11 protein-coding genes and 1 pseudogene are annotated in these 14,106 nt (G+C 73.1%); 6 read left to right on the forward strand and 6 right to left on the reverse strand.

Going from position 1 to position 14,106, the window contains the following annotated elements; genetic code table 11:
• Positions 1-80: 80 nt before the first annotated feature.
• The 3 genes and pseudogenes from ACWCRJ_RS04880 to ACWCRJ_RS04890 form a co-directional block, all read right to left on the reverse strand.
• Positions 81-1,850, reverse strand: a complete 1,770-nt coding sequence (locus tag ACWCRJ_RS04880) for a hydroxysqualene dehydroxylase (protein ID WP_450937933.1) — start codon at positions 1,848-1,850, stop codon at positions 81-83.
• Between the two features lie 216 nt (positions 1,851-2,066).
• Entirely contained in the window at positions 2,067-3,980 is a 1,914-nt protein-coding gene (locus tag ACWCRJ_RS04885; protein WP_450937934.1) for an SMI1/KNR4 family protein, read from the reverse strand.
• A 145-nt stretch (positions 3,981-4,125) separates the two neighbouring features.
• Positions 4,126-4,551: pseudogene (locus ACWCRJ_RS04890) on the reverse strand (serine hydrolase domain-containing protein); the annotation flags it as partial.
• A 377-nt stretch (positions 4,552-4,928) separates the two neighbouring features.
• Between ACWCRJ_RS04890 and ACWCRJ_RS04895 the strand changes: the two are divergent.
• From ACWCRJ_RS04895 to ACWCRJ_RS04905, 3 genes are all read left to right on the forward strand, one after another.
• A complete protein-coding gene (locus ACWCRJ_RS04895) occupies positions 4,929-6,269 on the forward strand; it encodes a ferredoxin reductase family protein (RefSeq protein ID WP_450937935.1) in 1,341 nt (446 codons plus the stop codon).
• Between the two features lie 127 nt (positions 6,270-6,396).
• Complete coding sequence (locus ACWCRJ_RS04900; RefSeq protein ID WP_450937936.1) at positions 6,397-7,599, forward strand: cytochrome P450 family protein; 1,203 nt, start codon at positions 6,397-6,399, stop codon at positions 7,597-7,599.
• A gap of 61 nt (positions 7,600-7,660) precedes the next feature.
• Complete coding sequence (locus tag ACWCRJ_RS04905) at positions 7,661-7,798, forward strand: hypothetical protein (protein WP_450937937.1); 138 nt, start codon at positions 7,661-7,663, stop codon at positions 7,796-7,798.
• Between the two features lie 527 nt (positions 7,799-8,325).
• On the opposite strand, the gene ACWCRJ_RS04910 is transcribed toward ACWCRJ_RS04905, so the two are convergent.
• Positions 8,326-9,489 carry a PP2C family protein-serine/threonine phosphatase gene (locus tag ACWCRJ_RS04910; RefSeq protein WP_450937938.1) on the reverse strand — a complete coding sequence of 388 codons (1,164 nt, stop codon included), beginning with the start codon at positions 9,487-9,489 and terminating at the stop codon, positions 8,326-8,328.
• A gap of 100 nt (positions 9,490-9,589) precedes the next feature.
• Complete coding sequence (locus ACWCRJ_RS04915) at positions 9,590-10,354, reverse strand: IclR family transcriptional regulator (RefSeq protein WP_450937939.1); 765 nt, start codon at positions 10,352-10,354, stop codon at positions 9,590-9,592.
• Positions 10,355-10,534: 180 nt separating this feature from the next.
• On the opposite strand from ACWCRJ_RS04915, the gene ACWCRJ_RS04920 reads away from it, so the two are divergent.
• The gene (locus ACWCRJ_RS04920; RefSeq protein ID WP_450937940.1) at positions 10,535-11,524 is read left to right on the forward strand and encodes an SDR family oxidoreductase; all 990 of its coding nucleotides are present in this window, start codon (positions 10,535-10,537) and stop codon (positions 11,522-11,524) included.
• Positions 11,525-11,717: 193 nt separating this feature from the next.
• Here the strand turns inward: ACWCRJ_RS04920 and ACWCRJ_RS04925 are convergent, their stop codons facing one another.
• Positions 11,718-13,001 carry a cytochrome P450 gene (locus tag ACWCRJ_RS04925; RefSeq protein WP_450937941.1) on the reverse strand — a complete coding sequence of 428 codons (1,284 nt, stop codon included), beginning with the start codon at positions 12,999-13,001 and terminating at the stop codon, positions 11,718-11,720.
• A 170-nt stretch (positions 13,002-13,171) separates the two neighbouring features.
• On the opposite strand from ACWCRJ_RS04925, the gene ACWCRJ_RS04930 reads away from it, so the two are divergent.
• Both ACWCRJ_RS04930 and ACWCRJ_RS04935 read left to right on the forward strand, forming a co-directional pair.
• Entirely contained in the window at positions 13,172-13,639 is a 468-nt protein-coding gene (locus tag ACWCRJ_RS04930; RefSeq protein WP_450937942.1) for a DUF5709 domain-containing protein, read from the forward strand.
• 55 nt (positions 13,640-13,694) lie between these two features.
• Positions 13,695-14,072 (forward strand): hypothetical protein, encoded by a 378-nt coding sequence (locus ACWCRJ_RS04935; protein WP_450937943.1) that lies wholly within the window; start codon positions 13,695-13,697, stop codon positions 14,070-14,072.
• Positions 14,073-14,106: the final 34 nt, after the last annotated feature.

Raw genomic sequence — 14,106 nt, forward strand, 5'->3', positions numbered from 1 at the left:
TGGACGCGGTGTGCCTTCTCCTCATCGGCCTGAGCGCGCGTCCTGGCGATATGGGGTGCCCGGAACCCCATGGGTGGCTGTCAGCCGATGTCGAAGAGGTTCGGCAGGCGTAGGCGGTAGCGCGTGCGGTCGTGGCGTTTGAGTGCCTCGAACTCCGGCGCCCGGTACAGGGGGGTGACCGTGCATCTCTCGGCGGTCGAACCGACGCTGTCCAGCAGGGCGTTGACGGCCTGTCGGGCCGAGGTGTTGGCGCCTTCCATGGTGGCCAGGTCGATGGGCACGGACACGTAGTCGCCGGACAGGAAGAGGTTGGGGATCCTCGTGGCCGACCGCGGGCGCAGGTGGAAGGTCCCGACGGGGTGGATGAGCAGTTGTTCCTCGTTGACCGGGGTCGGGGTGCCGAGTCCGTCCACGGCCGGGTCGAGGAACCAGGAGTGCAGTACGGAGTCCTTCAGGACCGTACGACCGCTGTCGTTGAGGGCCGCCTTCAGCTGGGCCCACACCTCGCGGGCGACTTCGGCGCGCGTGCACTGCTTGGCGGTCTTGCCGTACAGGATGCCCGGCCGGTCCCACTCGGAGACGTCCACGGACAGGCAGTCCGCGACCGTGCCGTCGCCGAAGTCGGCGGGGAAGTCGTGGCCCGGCCAGTGCTGGGCCTGGGCGATCGCGGTCAGCGACCAGGGGGAGTCGATGAGGTCGAGGTGGCCGTGCAGGATCGGCGTACGTTCCGTCAGATAGAACTGGATGCCGGTCATCCAGTCTGTTTCCAGCCCATCGCACGCGGCCAGTTGCGGGTCGGCCGCGCGCACGGCGGAGTTCCAGGTGCGGCGGGCGTGTTCGACGGGCATGGCCGAGATGTAGTGGTCGGCGGTGACGGTCCGGCGGGCACCATCGGGGTCCTGTACGACGGCGCCGGCGACGCGGCCCGCGTCCATGGACAGGTCCTGCACGGTCCAGTCGATGCGGAACTCGACACCGAGCGACCTCAGGTACGTCACCCAGGGGTCGATCCAGGCCTCGTTCGTGGGCGCGTTGAGGATCCGGTCCAGGGGGCCGTCCGCGCCCCGCCCTAGGACGTTGAACGCGAACGCCTCCAGCAGTGTGCCGACCGTGCGGGTGCTGGCCTCCTCCGCCTTGGTGGCCACGATGTTGCGGGTGATGCCGACGGCGAGGATCCGCTGGTAGTCGTACGACATCCGCCCGGCCCGCACGAACTCCCACCAGGGCGTCCGCTCCCAGGTGTCGTCGCGGCGTTCGTCGCAGCTGGTGAGGAACACCAGCAGGCGATCGGCGAAGTAGAGGGCCTCGTGGAGGGGGAGGTTGAGGGCGGTGTCCAGGAACGAGGTGAGGGCGCGGCGGATCTCGTCGGGGGTGAGGTCGGCCGGGGTGTTGCCGGGCCAGGGGAGCGGGATCCGGATGTCCTCACGGCCGCCGGACCGGGCGAACAGCATCTCCTTGGGGGCCACGAGGTTGTCGTGGACGCCGTGGGGGTTGCCGGGGAAGGGGATGCGCCGCATGGTGTCGGGGAGGTTGTGGTAGATCCCGGGGATGAAGCGGAAGCCGTGCTCCCCGGGCAGGGGGGCGCGGCCACCCTTGCCGCTGTCGGGCACGTCCATGCTGCGGGCCTTGCCGCCCAGCGCCTTGCGTTCGTAGACCGTCACCCGGAAGCCGCGTTCGGCGAGCTCGTGCGCGGCCGTGAGCCCGGCGACGCCCCCGCCCAGCACGGCAACGGTCCGCGGGTCCGCGGCGTCCCGGGCGGCGGCCCGCTGGGGGGTGGCGAGGGTGGCCCCGCCGACGGCGGCCGCGGCGGTGGCCGTGCCCAGGAACCCTCTGCGCGTGGTGCCGCCCATCGCTTCCCCTTACCCTCGGTAACTATTGGCGCACGAGGATATGGGCGACCCACCGATCCCGGAAGGCGACCGACGGGGCTGGGGGCACTTTGGCTTGATGCGGCATCATCTCGGCGGCACCGGCACCGGCACCGGCACCGGCACCGAAACCGGCTCGGGTGCGGTCGTTCGCCGTCCGACCCGCTGTCCGCCCTCCCTCCGCCGGACGCACGGCCATCAGCCCACGCGGATCACCGAGAACGTCTCGCCGTCCCTGGGCGGCCGTGTCCAGGAGCGGGTGACGAACGTGTGCAGCCGCCCGTGCACGATGGCGTGACGGGGCAGGCGGACACCGAATTCGTGGGTCACGGCGTCCAGCAGGGCCCGTTCCGCCTCGGTGTGGTCCTCCAGGTCACCGAAGAACAGGCTCGGATCCAGCGCCCGGGGTATCTCCCCGCTCGACCGGACCTCTCCGCCCGCGTACGTGAACGCGTACTGCTCGGCACCGTCCCGCGCCACCGAGAGGTGGAAGAAGGGCTCACCGTGCCAACTCCTCAGGCCGCTCCACACCACCACCGCGCGAGTGCCCACGCCGGCGGCCACGGCCGGGGAGACGAACCGCTGTGGGTTGAATTGGGCGGCGTCCGGGTCGAAGGCGAAGCTCCAGCCGGTTCCGGCCCGGCCGACCGCGACGAGAGCCCGGTCGGCGTAGGACGAGAACTCATTCCGGTTCCGCAGCGATCTCTGGCGCGCCTCCCACAAGGTCATGGGGGCGTTCAGCACGGCGTTGTCCCCGTCCCCGTCCCCGCCCCCGTCCGCGAGACGTCCGGGCAACTCTTCCGGCTCCACCCCCTCCACCAGAACGAACCGGTAGGACGTGCGATTGTTGCCCGGGTCCGGCTCCGCCAGCCAGGTCAGGTCGCCCGGGTCGAGCGCGGTGGGTGCCGGCCCCGGAGCCTCACCCGCGTGCCCTCCCCGGGGAGTCGACAGCAACTCGCGACCCCGCTCCGGGGTCAGCAGCGGCCCGAGCACGGGATCGGCCACCCACCCCAGCGGAGCCAGGTGGTCCGGTCCCAGCGGCTCCCACAGGGGCAGCGCGTTCATCAGTGTCCGCCAGGCGCCGTCCGTGTCACCCCACCGCGCCAACTCCCGTGCCCGCCCGACCGCTTCCCCGAACGGCCCGCTCGCGGTGTACCGGTACGTGCCGTTCCGCACCGCCTCCAGGGTCGCGTAGGCCAGTGACAGCAGGTCGTCGCTCGCGCCCCGCAGATGGTAGGTCAGCGTGGAGTCGTCCCGGTACGAGTGCGCCGCGTGCTCGGCGACCAGCGAGGGCAGCAGCTCGGGGGCGTACCGCGGGTCCGTCACCAAGCCGTCGAAGTACACCATGGAGGTCTGTCCGAGCAGGCGGCGTATCTGGTCGCCCAGTCCGGCGGCCCGCGGTCTGCCGTACTCCTTGGCCTCGTCGAGCGCCTCCCCGGCCCGTTCCCAGCCGCCGCGCAGCGCCTCCTGCCGGGCCTCGTCCATCAGGGCGTCCAGCCTGAGCGTCGTGTCGTTGGCGAACACCGGCTCCCCGTCGCCCGCGTGTGCCCGCAGACTGTGGAACTCGCGGTACATCTCCCGCATGAACTCCAGGAAGTTCGCGTGCCGTTCGGGTGGCTCGGCCCGCCAGCTCGCCCAGGTGTACACGGCCCACTCACCGTTCTCGTCCACGTCCTCGGGATCCATGAGGACGTGGGTGACGTCGGACTCGACGTCGAGCTGCAGCCCGCGCCGCCAGATGTCCACCTCCAGCCGCTCCTCCGGCCCGGCGTCCTCGTCCAGATGCTCCTCGTACATGGCCGCGAGCCCGGACGCGTCGTCGTGCCAGCGCGCGTCCGCGGTCCCCGCCAGCAGCCACACGAACCCGCCCGCGTGCCGCCACCCGTCGCTGACCGCGAGGAACTCCCGGTACGACGGGGGCATCCGTCGGCCGAGGCGGTCCTCCATGGCCGCGATCCGCTCCTGCGACGCGGGGGGAAACCCCAGCCATCGCGCCCGGTGCGCGGTTTCGTCGTCCTCGCCCCGGGGCTCGCCCGCGGGCAGGGAATCCGCCCACTCCCCGCTCCACCTGAGCAGGAACGTCCGCCAGTCGAATGCCGTGGTGTCCGTCATGGGCCCGATGCTGCCACTCGACACTGACAGCGGTCGGCCTGCTCAGGCGCGCTGATCGCGAGGCCCGGCTCAGCCGGCCGACCGGGCGCAGATGACGTCCGTGCCGGGGAGGTGGCCGGTGGACAGGTAGGCGTTGGCCGTCCCGCTGGATCAGGCCGGGCAGATAGCGGTCGACGGGAGCGTCCAGCGACAGGCGGTGCTCGGCGACGAGTTGCAGGACGAGCGCCGCGGTGAACGTCTTGGTCACGCTGCCGACGCGCAGCCGGTCGGCGGTGTTCATCGGGCGTCCGGTGCGCAGGTCCGCCGTTCCGGCCGACGCGGCCCAACGCCCGCAGGACCTGCCCACGGTGGGGTCGGTCACCAGGACCGCGGCACCGGCGACGCCGTGCCGGGCGGTGAGGTCGCGCAGCACCTGGCGGGTCCGGTCGTGCGTGCCGCAGTCCACGGCGGAGCGCGGGCCCGGCGTCCGTGCGGTCGCCGTCGGGCCGGTGGCGGCCAGGACGACGGCCGTCATCAGCGCCGCGAGGCCGGCGCGCCTGCCGGTCGTCGAGGTCGGTAAGAAGGTTGGCATGTCATCAGACGGTAGGCACGGGCTCTTCTGTGATCACTCCGGCAGGCATGTGCTTCCTGGATGACGCCGGCCCGAGCGGAAAGCGGGAGCAGACCTCCTGGACGGGCGGAACCCGCTGCTGGTAAGGGCGAGCCGGCACGACCGTCGCCACCGACGCTCCCCACGGCTCCTGAACCGGATGCGGCGTGGCCGCGCGTACCCCGGGATGTCGGTGCCTCGCCCGCCCCCCTCCGTCCGAGCGTGAAGCGACGATTCCCCGGGTAGCCCTCCCAGCGCGCGGGGTTCCGGTGCCGTCGGGCGTCGGCCGGCGCGCTTTTCGACGGTCGGCGCGTGCGCACTCAGCCGTACGTTCCGGCCTCGACGGGTGAGGGGGAGTCATGGGGGCTGCGGTCTCACCGGGCGGGCGGCGGGGCGGTGTGCCTCCGGTGGTGGCGGCGCGGTGGGCGCTGTGGACGTTCGTCCTCGCCAACCTGGTGATCGTCGAAATCCTGTTCGTCACCGCCGGCACGGGGAAGAACGGGGTGCTCACGGTCGCCAAGTTCTTCGGCCTGCACGCGGCCGTGCTGATGCTGTTCCAGTTGCTGCTGGTGGCCCGGCTGCCGTGGCTGGACCGCCGTATCGGCATGGACCGGCTGACGGTGTGGCACCGGTGGGTCGGCTTCACCCTGCTGTGGACGATCCTCACCCACGCCGTGCTGGTGGTGCTCGGATACGCGCACCTCGAAAACACGTCGATGACGAAGACGTTCTTCGCGCTGGCCGGGGTGCCCGCTTCCCTGCTCGGCATGTGGGCCGCGGCGTTCGTGGTCGTGGTCGCGGCCGTCTCCGTCCGTCGGGTGCGGCGGCGGCTGCCGTACGAGACCTGGCACGGTCTGCACCTGCTGCTGTACGTGGCGTTGGGGCTGGCGTTCGTCCACCAGCTGCAGGAGACCACGACGTTCGCCTCGTCGGCGGCGGCCGAGGTCTACTGGTGGGCGCTGTGGCTGTTCGCGTTCGGATCCCTGGTGACCGCGCGCCTCGTCGTGCCCGTGTGGCGGAACCTCTATCACCGGTTCCGGGTCGTGGCGGTGGTCCCGGAGTCGGACGACGTCGTGTCGGTCCACATCTCCGGCCGTCACCTCGACAGGCTGCCGGCCAGGGCCGGCCAGTTCTGCTTCTGGCGCTTCCCCGGGCACAACCACTGGTGGCCGGCGAATCCGTTCTCACTGTCGACGGCACCGGACGGCCATGGGCTGCGTCTGACCGCCAAGGCGGCGGGCGGCGCCAGTGCCGGACTTCGGCATCTCCCGGTCGGGAGCCGGGTCTTCGTCGAGGGGCCGTACGGGGCGTTCACCTCGCTGCATCGCAGCCGGCCCGGTGCCCTGCTGATCGCCGGCGGGGTGGGGATCACACCCGTCCGGGCCCTGCTGGAGGAGGAACCGGCCGGCGATGTCGTCGTGCTCTACCGGGTGCGCAGCGAGAGGGACGCGGTGCTGCTCGGCGAGATACGCGCACTGGTCGCGGCGCGCGGCGGTCGGTTGTACCTGCTCACCGGCCGCCGCGGAGAGGGGAGACCGCCGTTCGAGCCGGAGAGCCTGAGTGCCCTGGTCCCCGACATCGCCGAGCGTGACGTGTACGTGTGCGGTCCGCCCGCCATGACCTCGGCCGTGCTCAGCGGCCTGCACGCGCTGAAGGTCCCCCGACGGCAGGTGCACGCCGAGAGGTTCGGCCTGGCCTGAGCCGAGGTGGGCTCCGCGCGGGAGACGGATTCGTGTGCACCGGGGCGGACCCGTGTGCACCGGGGCTGATCAGCAAGCGAGGGTGGGTGCCCGGGGGCGAGAGGCCCCGTCCGACTAGGGTGGGGCCATGTCCCCCACAACTCCCGCTCAGCCGACCCTCGTTGATTCCGCCGAGCTGGTCGCGGACCCGTACGCGGTCTACGGGCGGCTTCGCGAGGCGGGGCCCGTGCATCGCATCGCCGGGACGGACGGGCTGCCCGCCTGGCTGGTCACGCGCTACGACGACGTGCGCGAGGCCCTTGCCGACCCCCGGCTCTCTCTCGACAAGCGCAACGCGGCGCCCGGTGGCTACCACGGGCTCGCGCTGCCGCCGGCGCTGGACGCGAACCTCCTGAACATGGACCCGCCGGACCACACCCGCATCCGGCGCCTGGTGTCCCGGGCGTTCACCCCACGTCAGACGGCCCGACTGCGCGACCCCATCAGAAGGACCGCCGACGCGCTGCTCGACGCCGTCGCACCGTACGGCCGGGCCGACCTGATCGCGTCGTACGCGGCGCCCCTGCCGATCACCGTGATCTGTGACCTGCTCGGCGTGGCCCCGCACGACCGGCACGACTTCCGCGCCTGGACCGACACCCTGATCGCGCCGGACCCCGCCCGGCCGGGCCGGGCGAAGGAAGCCGTGCGCGGCATCCTGGCGTTCTTCACCCAGCTCATCGACGACAAGCGCGCCGACCCCGCGGACGACCTGCTCTCCGCGTTGATCGCCGTACGCGACGACGAGGACCGGTTGAGCGAGGACGAGTTGATGTCGCTCGCCTTCCTGATCCTGATCGCCGGATACGAGAACACCGTGCACCTGATCGGCAACTCCGTCCTCGCTCTGCTAGGCAACCCCGACCAGCTGAGCGCGCTCCGCGCCGACCCCGGCCGACTGGCAGGAGCGGTAGAGGAGTTGGCCCGCTTCGACGGGCCGGTGCCGCTGGCCATCCGGCGCTTTCCCGTCGCGGACGTCACCATCGGCGGCGTCCGCGTCCCGGCCGGGGAGACCGTCCTGCTCTCCCTGGCCGCCGCGCACCGGGACCCACGCCGCTTCGTCGAACCGGACCGGCTCGACCTGGACCGTGACGCCACCGGTCATCTCGCCCTGGGGCACGGCATCCACTACTGTCTCGGCGCGCCGCTGGCCCGGATGGAGACCGAGATCGCCCTCGCCGCGCTCCTCGACCGGTTCCCCGGCCTGACCCTCGACATCGCGCCGGACGCGGTACGTCGGCGGCCGTCCATGCGCGCCCGTGGGCTGCTCGACCTGCCGGTGCGTTTCTGAGCACCGGTCGTCGACGGGGGCTCGGGCGTGCCACCCCTCACCTTCCGGGGCGACGCACGCCTTGGATTACGAGCCGATCATCGATCACGACGTGCACGACTGGCACGTCACCCACGACGTGGACGCCTTCCTCGCCCGAGCCGGAGACCTCCTGCACTCACGCCCCGCCGCGCACACCGTGCGCCGCCCCACCGGCTGAACCTCGCCCCGTTCACGTCCGAGGAGGCCGGCGCCCGGGCCGCCCGGCCGGCCCGGGCTGGCCATCCCCTTCCCGGCGTGAGCGCGGACGACGTCACCGCCGCCGCCTTCGCCCGGGCCTGGCAGCGCCACACCGGCGTGGCCCGGGCCCTGCGCGAACGGCAACGCCTGTACCGCCTCGGCACGCTCACCCCACCGCGACGGCTCCCGCCCGGCGGGGCCGTGTCGCGGGCGAGCAGGACCGTGAACGACTTGTCCGCCGGCACCACGAGTTCGTCACCGCCCTCGGGCGGACCGCCTCCGCCGAGGCGGGCTCCCGGGCCGCCGCCCGATTCGCCGGCCGGCACGTCGCTCTCTGGGAGACCCCGGACGCCACTCCCGTTTCCATGGCGGGCATGACCGCGATGACCGCCGGCCAGATCCGGGTGGGCCAAGGCGGTACGACATCCCGCAGGGGATCGGCTCTCGTAGGTGAGGACACGTGACGTCATCGCCGGCGACCGGGTGGTCGCCGCGCTGTGCCCGTGGCTACCCGGCCACGCCGGCGGCGCGCGCGGTCGGCTTGCGGAGCAGCAGCAGTGCCGCGTCGTCGTGGAGCCGGCCTCCCACGTGCGTGAGCAGTTCGTCGTGGAGTGCCGAGAGGGTGTGGGCCGGCGCGTCGGACACATGGTGGGCCAGGCGCTCGGCGAGGGGGTAGAACGCGCGGTCACGGTCCCGGGCCTCCGTGACACCGTCGGTGTAGAGCAGCAGCTGGTCCTCGTCGCCGAAAGGCAGGATCTGCAGACCGGGCGTCTCGCCCGTCAGGGCGCGCAGCCCCAGCGGCGGGGCCGGGCAGGCGGGCTCCACCGGCACGACCCCGGAGCCGCGCACCAGCAGAGGTGGCGCGTGTCCGCAGTTGACCAGCTCCAGGCGGCCCGGCCCGGGGTGTCCGGCGACGACGGCGGTGACGAAGTCGTCGGTGCGCAGATTGCGCGCCAGACTCCGCTCGATCCGGTCGACGACGGCCAGGAGGTCGGGCTCCTCGTACGCCGCCTCGCGGAAGACGCCGAGCACCAGGGCGGCTATGCCGACCGCCGGCAGCCCCTTGCCGCGCACATCGCCGACGATCAGCCGGACCCCGTACGGGGTGGGTATGAGGGCGTAGAGATCTCCGCCGATCCGGGCCTCGGCCGCGGCGGCGCTGTAGCGGACGGCCACCTGGAACGGACCGACGGTCGCCGGTACCGGCTGGAGCAGGGCGTGCTGTGCGGCCTCGGCGACCGAGCGCACGGCCGCGAGCACCCGCTCGCGGCGCCCGCGCAGGGCGCTGGCCAGACCGCTCGCCAGGGTGACGGCCACCAGCGCGGACAGGACGGCGGCCAGCTCACGGCCCGGCGCGCCGTCCCGGACGCCGAGCATCGTGCCCAGCACCCCGGCGAGGAGACCGACACAGAGGACGCCGCGCGGCCCGCTGGTGGTGGCGGCGAGCGCGGGCCCCGTGGCGAGCAGCGGCAGCCAGGTCAGTCCGGTGCCGCCGAGGAGGCCGACGAACACGATCACGGAGACGATCAGCACGGGCAGTGTGGGGGTACCGGAGGCCAGTTGCGCGGCGACCCGGTTGGGGGCCTGTCGTCCCGGGGCGGACGTCCGCGTCCGGGACGGCCGGTTCGGCGTCGGCCTGTGGTCGCCACAAAGCTCTCGGGTATGGCTCATGTATCGCCCGCGATCCTCACCTGTCTGGGGAGCCAGCGCTCCGGATTGTCCGTTTCATCCAGGAAAGGGGATCGGCCCGCGTGTCACAAGGACATGGATTTCAGATAGTGAGCGACAGGCCCCTGGTCACGCGGCTCGCGATCGGGAGAAGCCGTTCCCGGACCTCCGGCAGCCGGGAGAGCCGGTCCGAGCGCAGCGAGACGCCGAGCGAGCCGAGCGTGTCCCCGCTGTACACGGGCACCGCGATGCAGACCGTGCCGAGGGAGTACTCCTCCAGGTCCGTGACGGCCGGCGCCACGGGCGAGGAGTCCAGCCGCCGGAGCAGCTCCGGGGCGTCGGTGATGGTCCTCGGGGTGAGATCGGCCAGGTGGTGCCGGGAGAGGTAGTCCCTGCGGGACTCCTCGTCCAGCTCGCGCAGCACCGACTTGCCCAGTGCCGTGGCGTGCCCGGCGTCCTCGAAGCCCACCCACAGATCGACCCGGGGTGCCCGGGGGCTGTCCACGATCTCGGCGACCCGGATCTCCCCGTCCTCGTAGAAGGTGAGGTAGGCGGCACCGGCCAGCTCGTCCCGCAGCGCGGCGAGCGTCGGACGGACCCGGCTGAGCAGCGCCTGGCCCCGTCCGGTGGTGTGCAGCGCTCCCACCTTGTCGCCCAGGACGAAGCCGCCGTCGGCCAGTTTGCGCAGGTATCCGTCGTGGACCAGGGTCCGCAGCAGGTGGTAGGCGGTGGCCAGGGGCAGTCCCGTCTCGCGGGCCAGCTGCTTCGCCGGAGCGCCGTTCTCGTGCGCGCTCACCGCCTCCAACAGCCGGAAGGCGCGCTGAACGGACGCGATGAGGGTGGGGCCGGGGCCGTCGTGCACAGCCATAGGACCAGGGTGCGCCGGTCGCACGGCGCGGGCAAGTGCCGCCCCCGGCGCGGGCGCTCGCTCACTCTCCGACGCGGAGGCGGCGGCCACGGGTGATGCGAGCCCGACCGGGTTCGGGGTACTCGGCGGCGCGGCACCGGACATGCGGTGTCCGGCGCGTCAGTCCTGAGGAGGTACGGAATGCGACTGCGGGAACACGTGGTGGTGGTGACGGGAGCGTCCAGCGGGATCGGCAGGGCCACGGCCGAGGCCTTCGCCCGGAAGGGGTGCGCCGTGGTGCTGGCGGCCCGCCGCGAGGAGGCGCTGGAGGCGACCGCGCGGGAGTGCCGGCGGCATCGTGGTGCGCGGACGCTGGTCGTGCCGACCGACACGACGGACGCCAAGGCGGTCGACGACCTGGCGACGCGGGCCGTGGAGGAGTTCGGCCGGATCGACGTGTGGGTCAACAACGCGGCCGTCAACGCCTTCGGCCGCTTCGAGGACGTGCCCCTGGAGGACTTCCGCAAGGTCCTGGACGTCAACGTGATGGGCTACGTGCACGGGGCGCGCGCGGCACTGCGGGTGATGCGGGAGGAGGGCCGCGGCACGCTGATCAACATCTCGTCCGTCGTGGGCGCCGTCGCCCAGCCGTACAGCCACCCGTACAGCATGTCCAAGCACGCCGTCCAGGGGCTCGGATCGAGCCTCCGGCAGCAGTTGCGGGTGGAGGGCGTCAAGGACGTCCGGGTGTGCACCGTGATGCCCGCGACCATCGACACCCCGCACTTCGAGCAGGCGGCCAACCACACCGGACGCAAGGTGGTCGCCATGCCGCCGGTCCACAGCCCCGAGCGGGTCGCCCGGACCGTCGTCGACCTCGTCCGCCACCCCCACCGCGAAGTGGTGGTCGGGCCCGCGGGCAAGGCCCTGGTGCGCCGGTCGCGGAAGAACCCGGCCCTCGCGGAGCGGGCGATGGCCCGGCAGACCGAGAAGACCCACCTGTCCCACGAGGAATCCGCCCCGGCCACGCACGGAGCGCTGCACGTACCGGCCCCCGGTGAGGGGGCGGTGCACGGCGGCTGGGGCGGCCGGCGGCGCACGGCGCTGCGCAGGGTGGCCGTCTACGGGCTGGTGGGAGCGGGTGTGGCGGCCGCCGGGCGCCGGATCGGGCGCGAGTTGTCCGCCGCCTGACGTCCGCCGGCCGACCGGGCCGCCGGCGCGCGGCGCACCGAAAGAGCGCGTGTGCGAGGACGACGCGCGGAGCGGCGCACGAGGACGGCGGGGTGTGCGGCCCGAACCAGGCCCGCACACCCCGCCGAGTCGCCGAGTCGCCGAGTCGCCGAGTCGCCGAGTCGAGGTCAGCCGTCGGCTGTCCCCGGGGCCGTCACCCCGCCGCCCGTCCCGCGGCACGGGCCCGCGCCGGAACCCGGACGGACTCCATGACGAACCCGCTGCGCACCCGGGCGGGCATCCGCGTCAGCGGGATCCGCAGGTCCTGCGCGGGGACGTCGTACTCCAGCCGGGCCAGCCGCGGCCCCAGGGCCCGCAGCAGCGCGACGGTGACGTCCTCGCCGGGGCAGCGGTGACCGGTCGCGCGGTCGCCGCCGCCCTGCGGTACGAGGTCGTCGCGGCGGGGCGGTCGCTCCAGGAAGCGCTGGGGTTCGAAGGTGCAGGGGAGGTCCCAGAGGTCGGGGTCGTGGTTCTGCCCGTACAGGTCGAGCAGGACCATGGCGCCCGCCGGGATCGATTCGCCCCGCCACTCCAGGTCGGTGACGGCCCGCCCGCCGACGAAGGGGGCGAACGGGTAGAAGCGCCGCAGCTCGTGGGCGAACGCCACCGCGTACTCGGGATCGTCCTCGGCCAGCCGTTCCCGCACGTCGGGCCGGAGGCGCAGCGCGTGCCCGGCGTAGGCGACGAACCAGCACACCGCGACGGTGGGGCGGATGACGTTGAGCAGTTCGACCGCAGCGGTGTGCGGGTCCAGGGGCAGGCCGTCGGCGTCCTCGTGCCGGACCACCACGTCCAGCGGCGACCCGGCCGGCGCGGTCGCGGCACCCTCGCGGACGTCCGACACCAGACCCGCCAGCCACTCCTCGGCGCTCTTCCGGGCGCGGCGGGCCCGCCAGTGCCGGGGCCCCGGGGAGGCGAAGCCGTCGACCATGGCGACCAGGTCCCGGGCCGTGGCCTCGCCATCGGCGTCGTCGTCCAGGGGGATCCCGGCCCATCGGCAGACCCCCAGGGTGAGCACCCGGCCCGCCTCGTCGAAGAGGACGACCGACGGCCGGCCGGGCCACGACGCCTCGGCCGTGTCCCAGGCCGCGGCGACATGGTCCACCAGGCCCGTGACCGCCTTGGGACCGGTGAGCAGGGAGAGGAACATCTGCTTGCGCACGCGGTGGGGCGGGCCGTCCAGCGTGTGCACGGCTCCCTGGCCGAACAGCGTGCTCAGCACCGGGCCGGGCAGCGCCGTAGCGCGTTCCACATGGCGTTCGTCGTAGAAGAACCGCACCGCCTCCGGGCCCTGGAGGGCGACCGCGTGCTGCCCCATCAGCCGGGCACGGACCACGGGGCCGGTCGTACGGCGCCAGCGGTCGGGCAGCCAGGTGTAGCCCCGGACGAGGACCGAGAGCGAACTGTCGACGAGCGGGGTGCGACGACTCTGATTCATGCCCACCCGAGTGCCCGTCCGGCTCCCCCGGTAACGCGGGGCCCACGCCCGTGAGAGGGACCGGTGTGGAGAGCGGGCCGGCCCCGGTGATCGCGGCGCGGAGGTGTCACACCGGGGGAACTCGGTACTCCGCACGGAGTACGGACCAGCCGACGACCCCGGAGGCGATCATGACTGACGAGAACATGGCGGACGACGCCTACCAGCCCACGGGCGGCAACGAGGAGCAGGAGGACGCCTCCCCGCTGGATCTCCAGGACGCGCTCGACGAGCGCACCTACGACGACATCCTGGACGAGGGCTACTCGCCCCCGGAGAAGCCCCTGGGCGTCGACAGTCGCGGCACCACGGCGGCCGAGCAGCACGAGGGGGAGTCCCTGGACGACCGGCTGCGCCAGGAGGTCCCCGACGTGGAGGTGCCGCCCGGCGACGGGATCGGCGACCTGCCGGGCGGCCAGGGCGAACCCGTGGACCCGGAGGCCGGCGCGGACCGGGCCGGCCGCCTGGTCGCTCCGGACGAGGGCGTGCGGACGGACACCACCAAGGAAGTCGTCGCCGAGGACGAGGGCATCGACGGTGGCGCGGCCGGCGCGGAGGAGGCGGCGATGCACGTCGTCCCGGACGACCGGCTGCCCTGACCGGGTGACCGGAAGGTGGATCCACGAGCCGGCGAGCCGGCGGGAACGTCAGGGCATGACCGGCGGCGTGGAGAACCGCGACTCCGAGCCGATGCGTGCATGGTTCGACGCCACCAAGGCGGTGGTCATGGGCCGCACGATGTACGACAACGGTGAGAAGTGCTGGGGCGACAACCCGCCGTTCCGAGCCCCGGTCTTCGCGCTCACCCACCGGCCCCGCCCCATCCTGGTGAAGGAGGACGGCACCACCTTCACCACCTCCACCTTCGTCACCGACGGCGTCCACAGCGCCCTCGGCCGCGCCAGGGCCGCGGCCGGAGACCGCAACGTCGACATCGCGGGCGGGGCCGGCGCGGTGCGGAGCGACCTCGAACCGGTCGGGGTGGTCGCCACGCCCCTCGCCACGTACCTGAAATACCGCTGCACGAGGTGAACACCCTGCCACCGGTGGGCGGATGAGCGGGCGC

The organism is Streptomyces sp. NPDC002324, from assembly GCF_053593335.1.

Excerpts from the sequence above, each read along its gene's own strand:
- ACWCRJ_RS04880 (WP_450937933.1), bottom strand. The coding sequence starts at position 1,850 with ATGGGCGGCACCACGCGCAGAGGGTTCCTGGGCACGGCCACCGCCGCG.
- ACWCRJ_RS04885 (WP_450937934.1), bottom strand. The coding sequence starts at position 3,980 with ATGACGGACACCACGGCATTCGACTGGCGGACGTTCCTGCTCAGGTGG.
- ACWCRJ_RS04895 (WP_450937935.1), top strand. The coding sequence starts at position 4,929 with ATGGGGGCTGCGGTCTCACCGGGCGGGCGGCGGGGCGGTGTGCCTCCG.
- ACWCRJ_RS04900 (WP_450937936.1), top strand. The coding sequence starts at position 6,397 with ATGTCCCCCACAACTCCCGCTCAGCCGACCCTCGTTGATTCCGCCGAG.
- ACWCRJ_RS04910 (WP_450937938.1), bottom strand. The coding sequence starts at position 9,489 with ATGAGCCATACCCGAGAGCTTTGTGGCGACCACAGGCCGACGCCGAAC.
- ACWCRJ_RS04915 (WP_450937939.1), bottom strand. The coding sequence starts at position 10,354 with ATGGCTGTGCACGACGGCCCCGGCCCCACCCTCATCGCGTCCGTTCAG.
- ACWCRJ_RS04920 (WP_450937940.1), top strand. The coding sequence starts at position 10,535 with ATGCGACTGCGGGAACACGTGGTGGTGGTGACGGGAGCGTCCAGCGGG.
- ACWCRJ_RS04925 (WP_450937941.1), bottom strand. The coding sequence starts at position 13,001 with ATGAATCAGAGTCGTCGCACCCCGCTCGTCGACAGTTCGCTCTCGGTC.
- ACWCRJ_RS04930 (WP_450937942.1), top strand. The coding sequence starts at position 13,172 with ATGACTGACGAGAACATGGCGGACGACGCCTACCAGCCCACGGGCGGC.
- ACWCRJ_RS04935 (WP_450937943.1), top strand. The coding sequence starts at position 13,695 with ATGACCGGCGGCGTGGAGAACCGCGACTCCGAGCCGATGCGTGCATGG.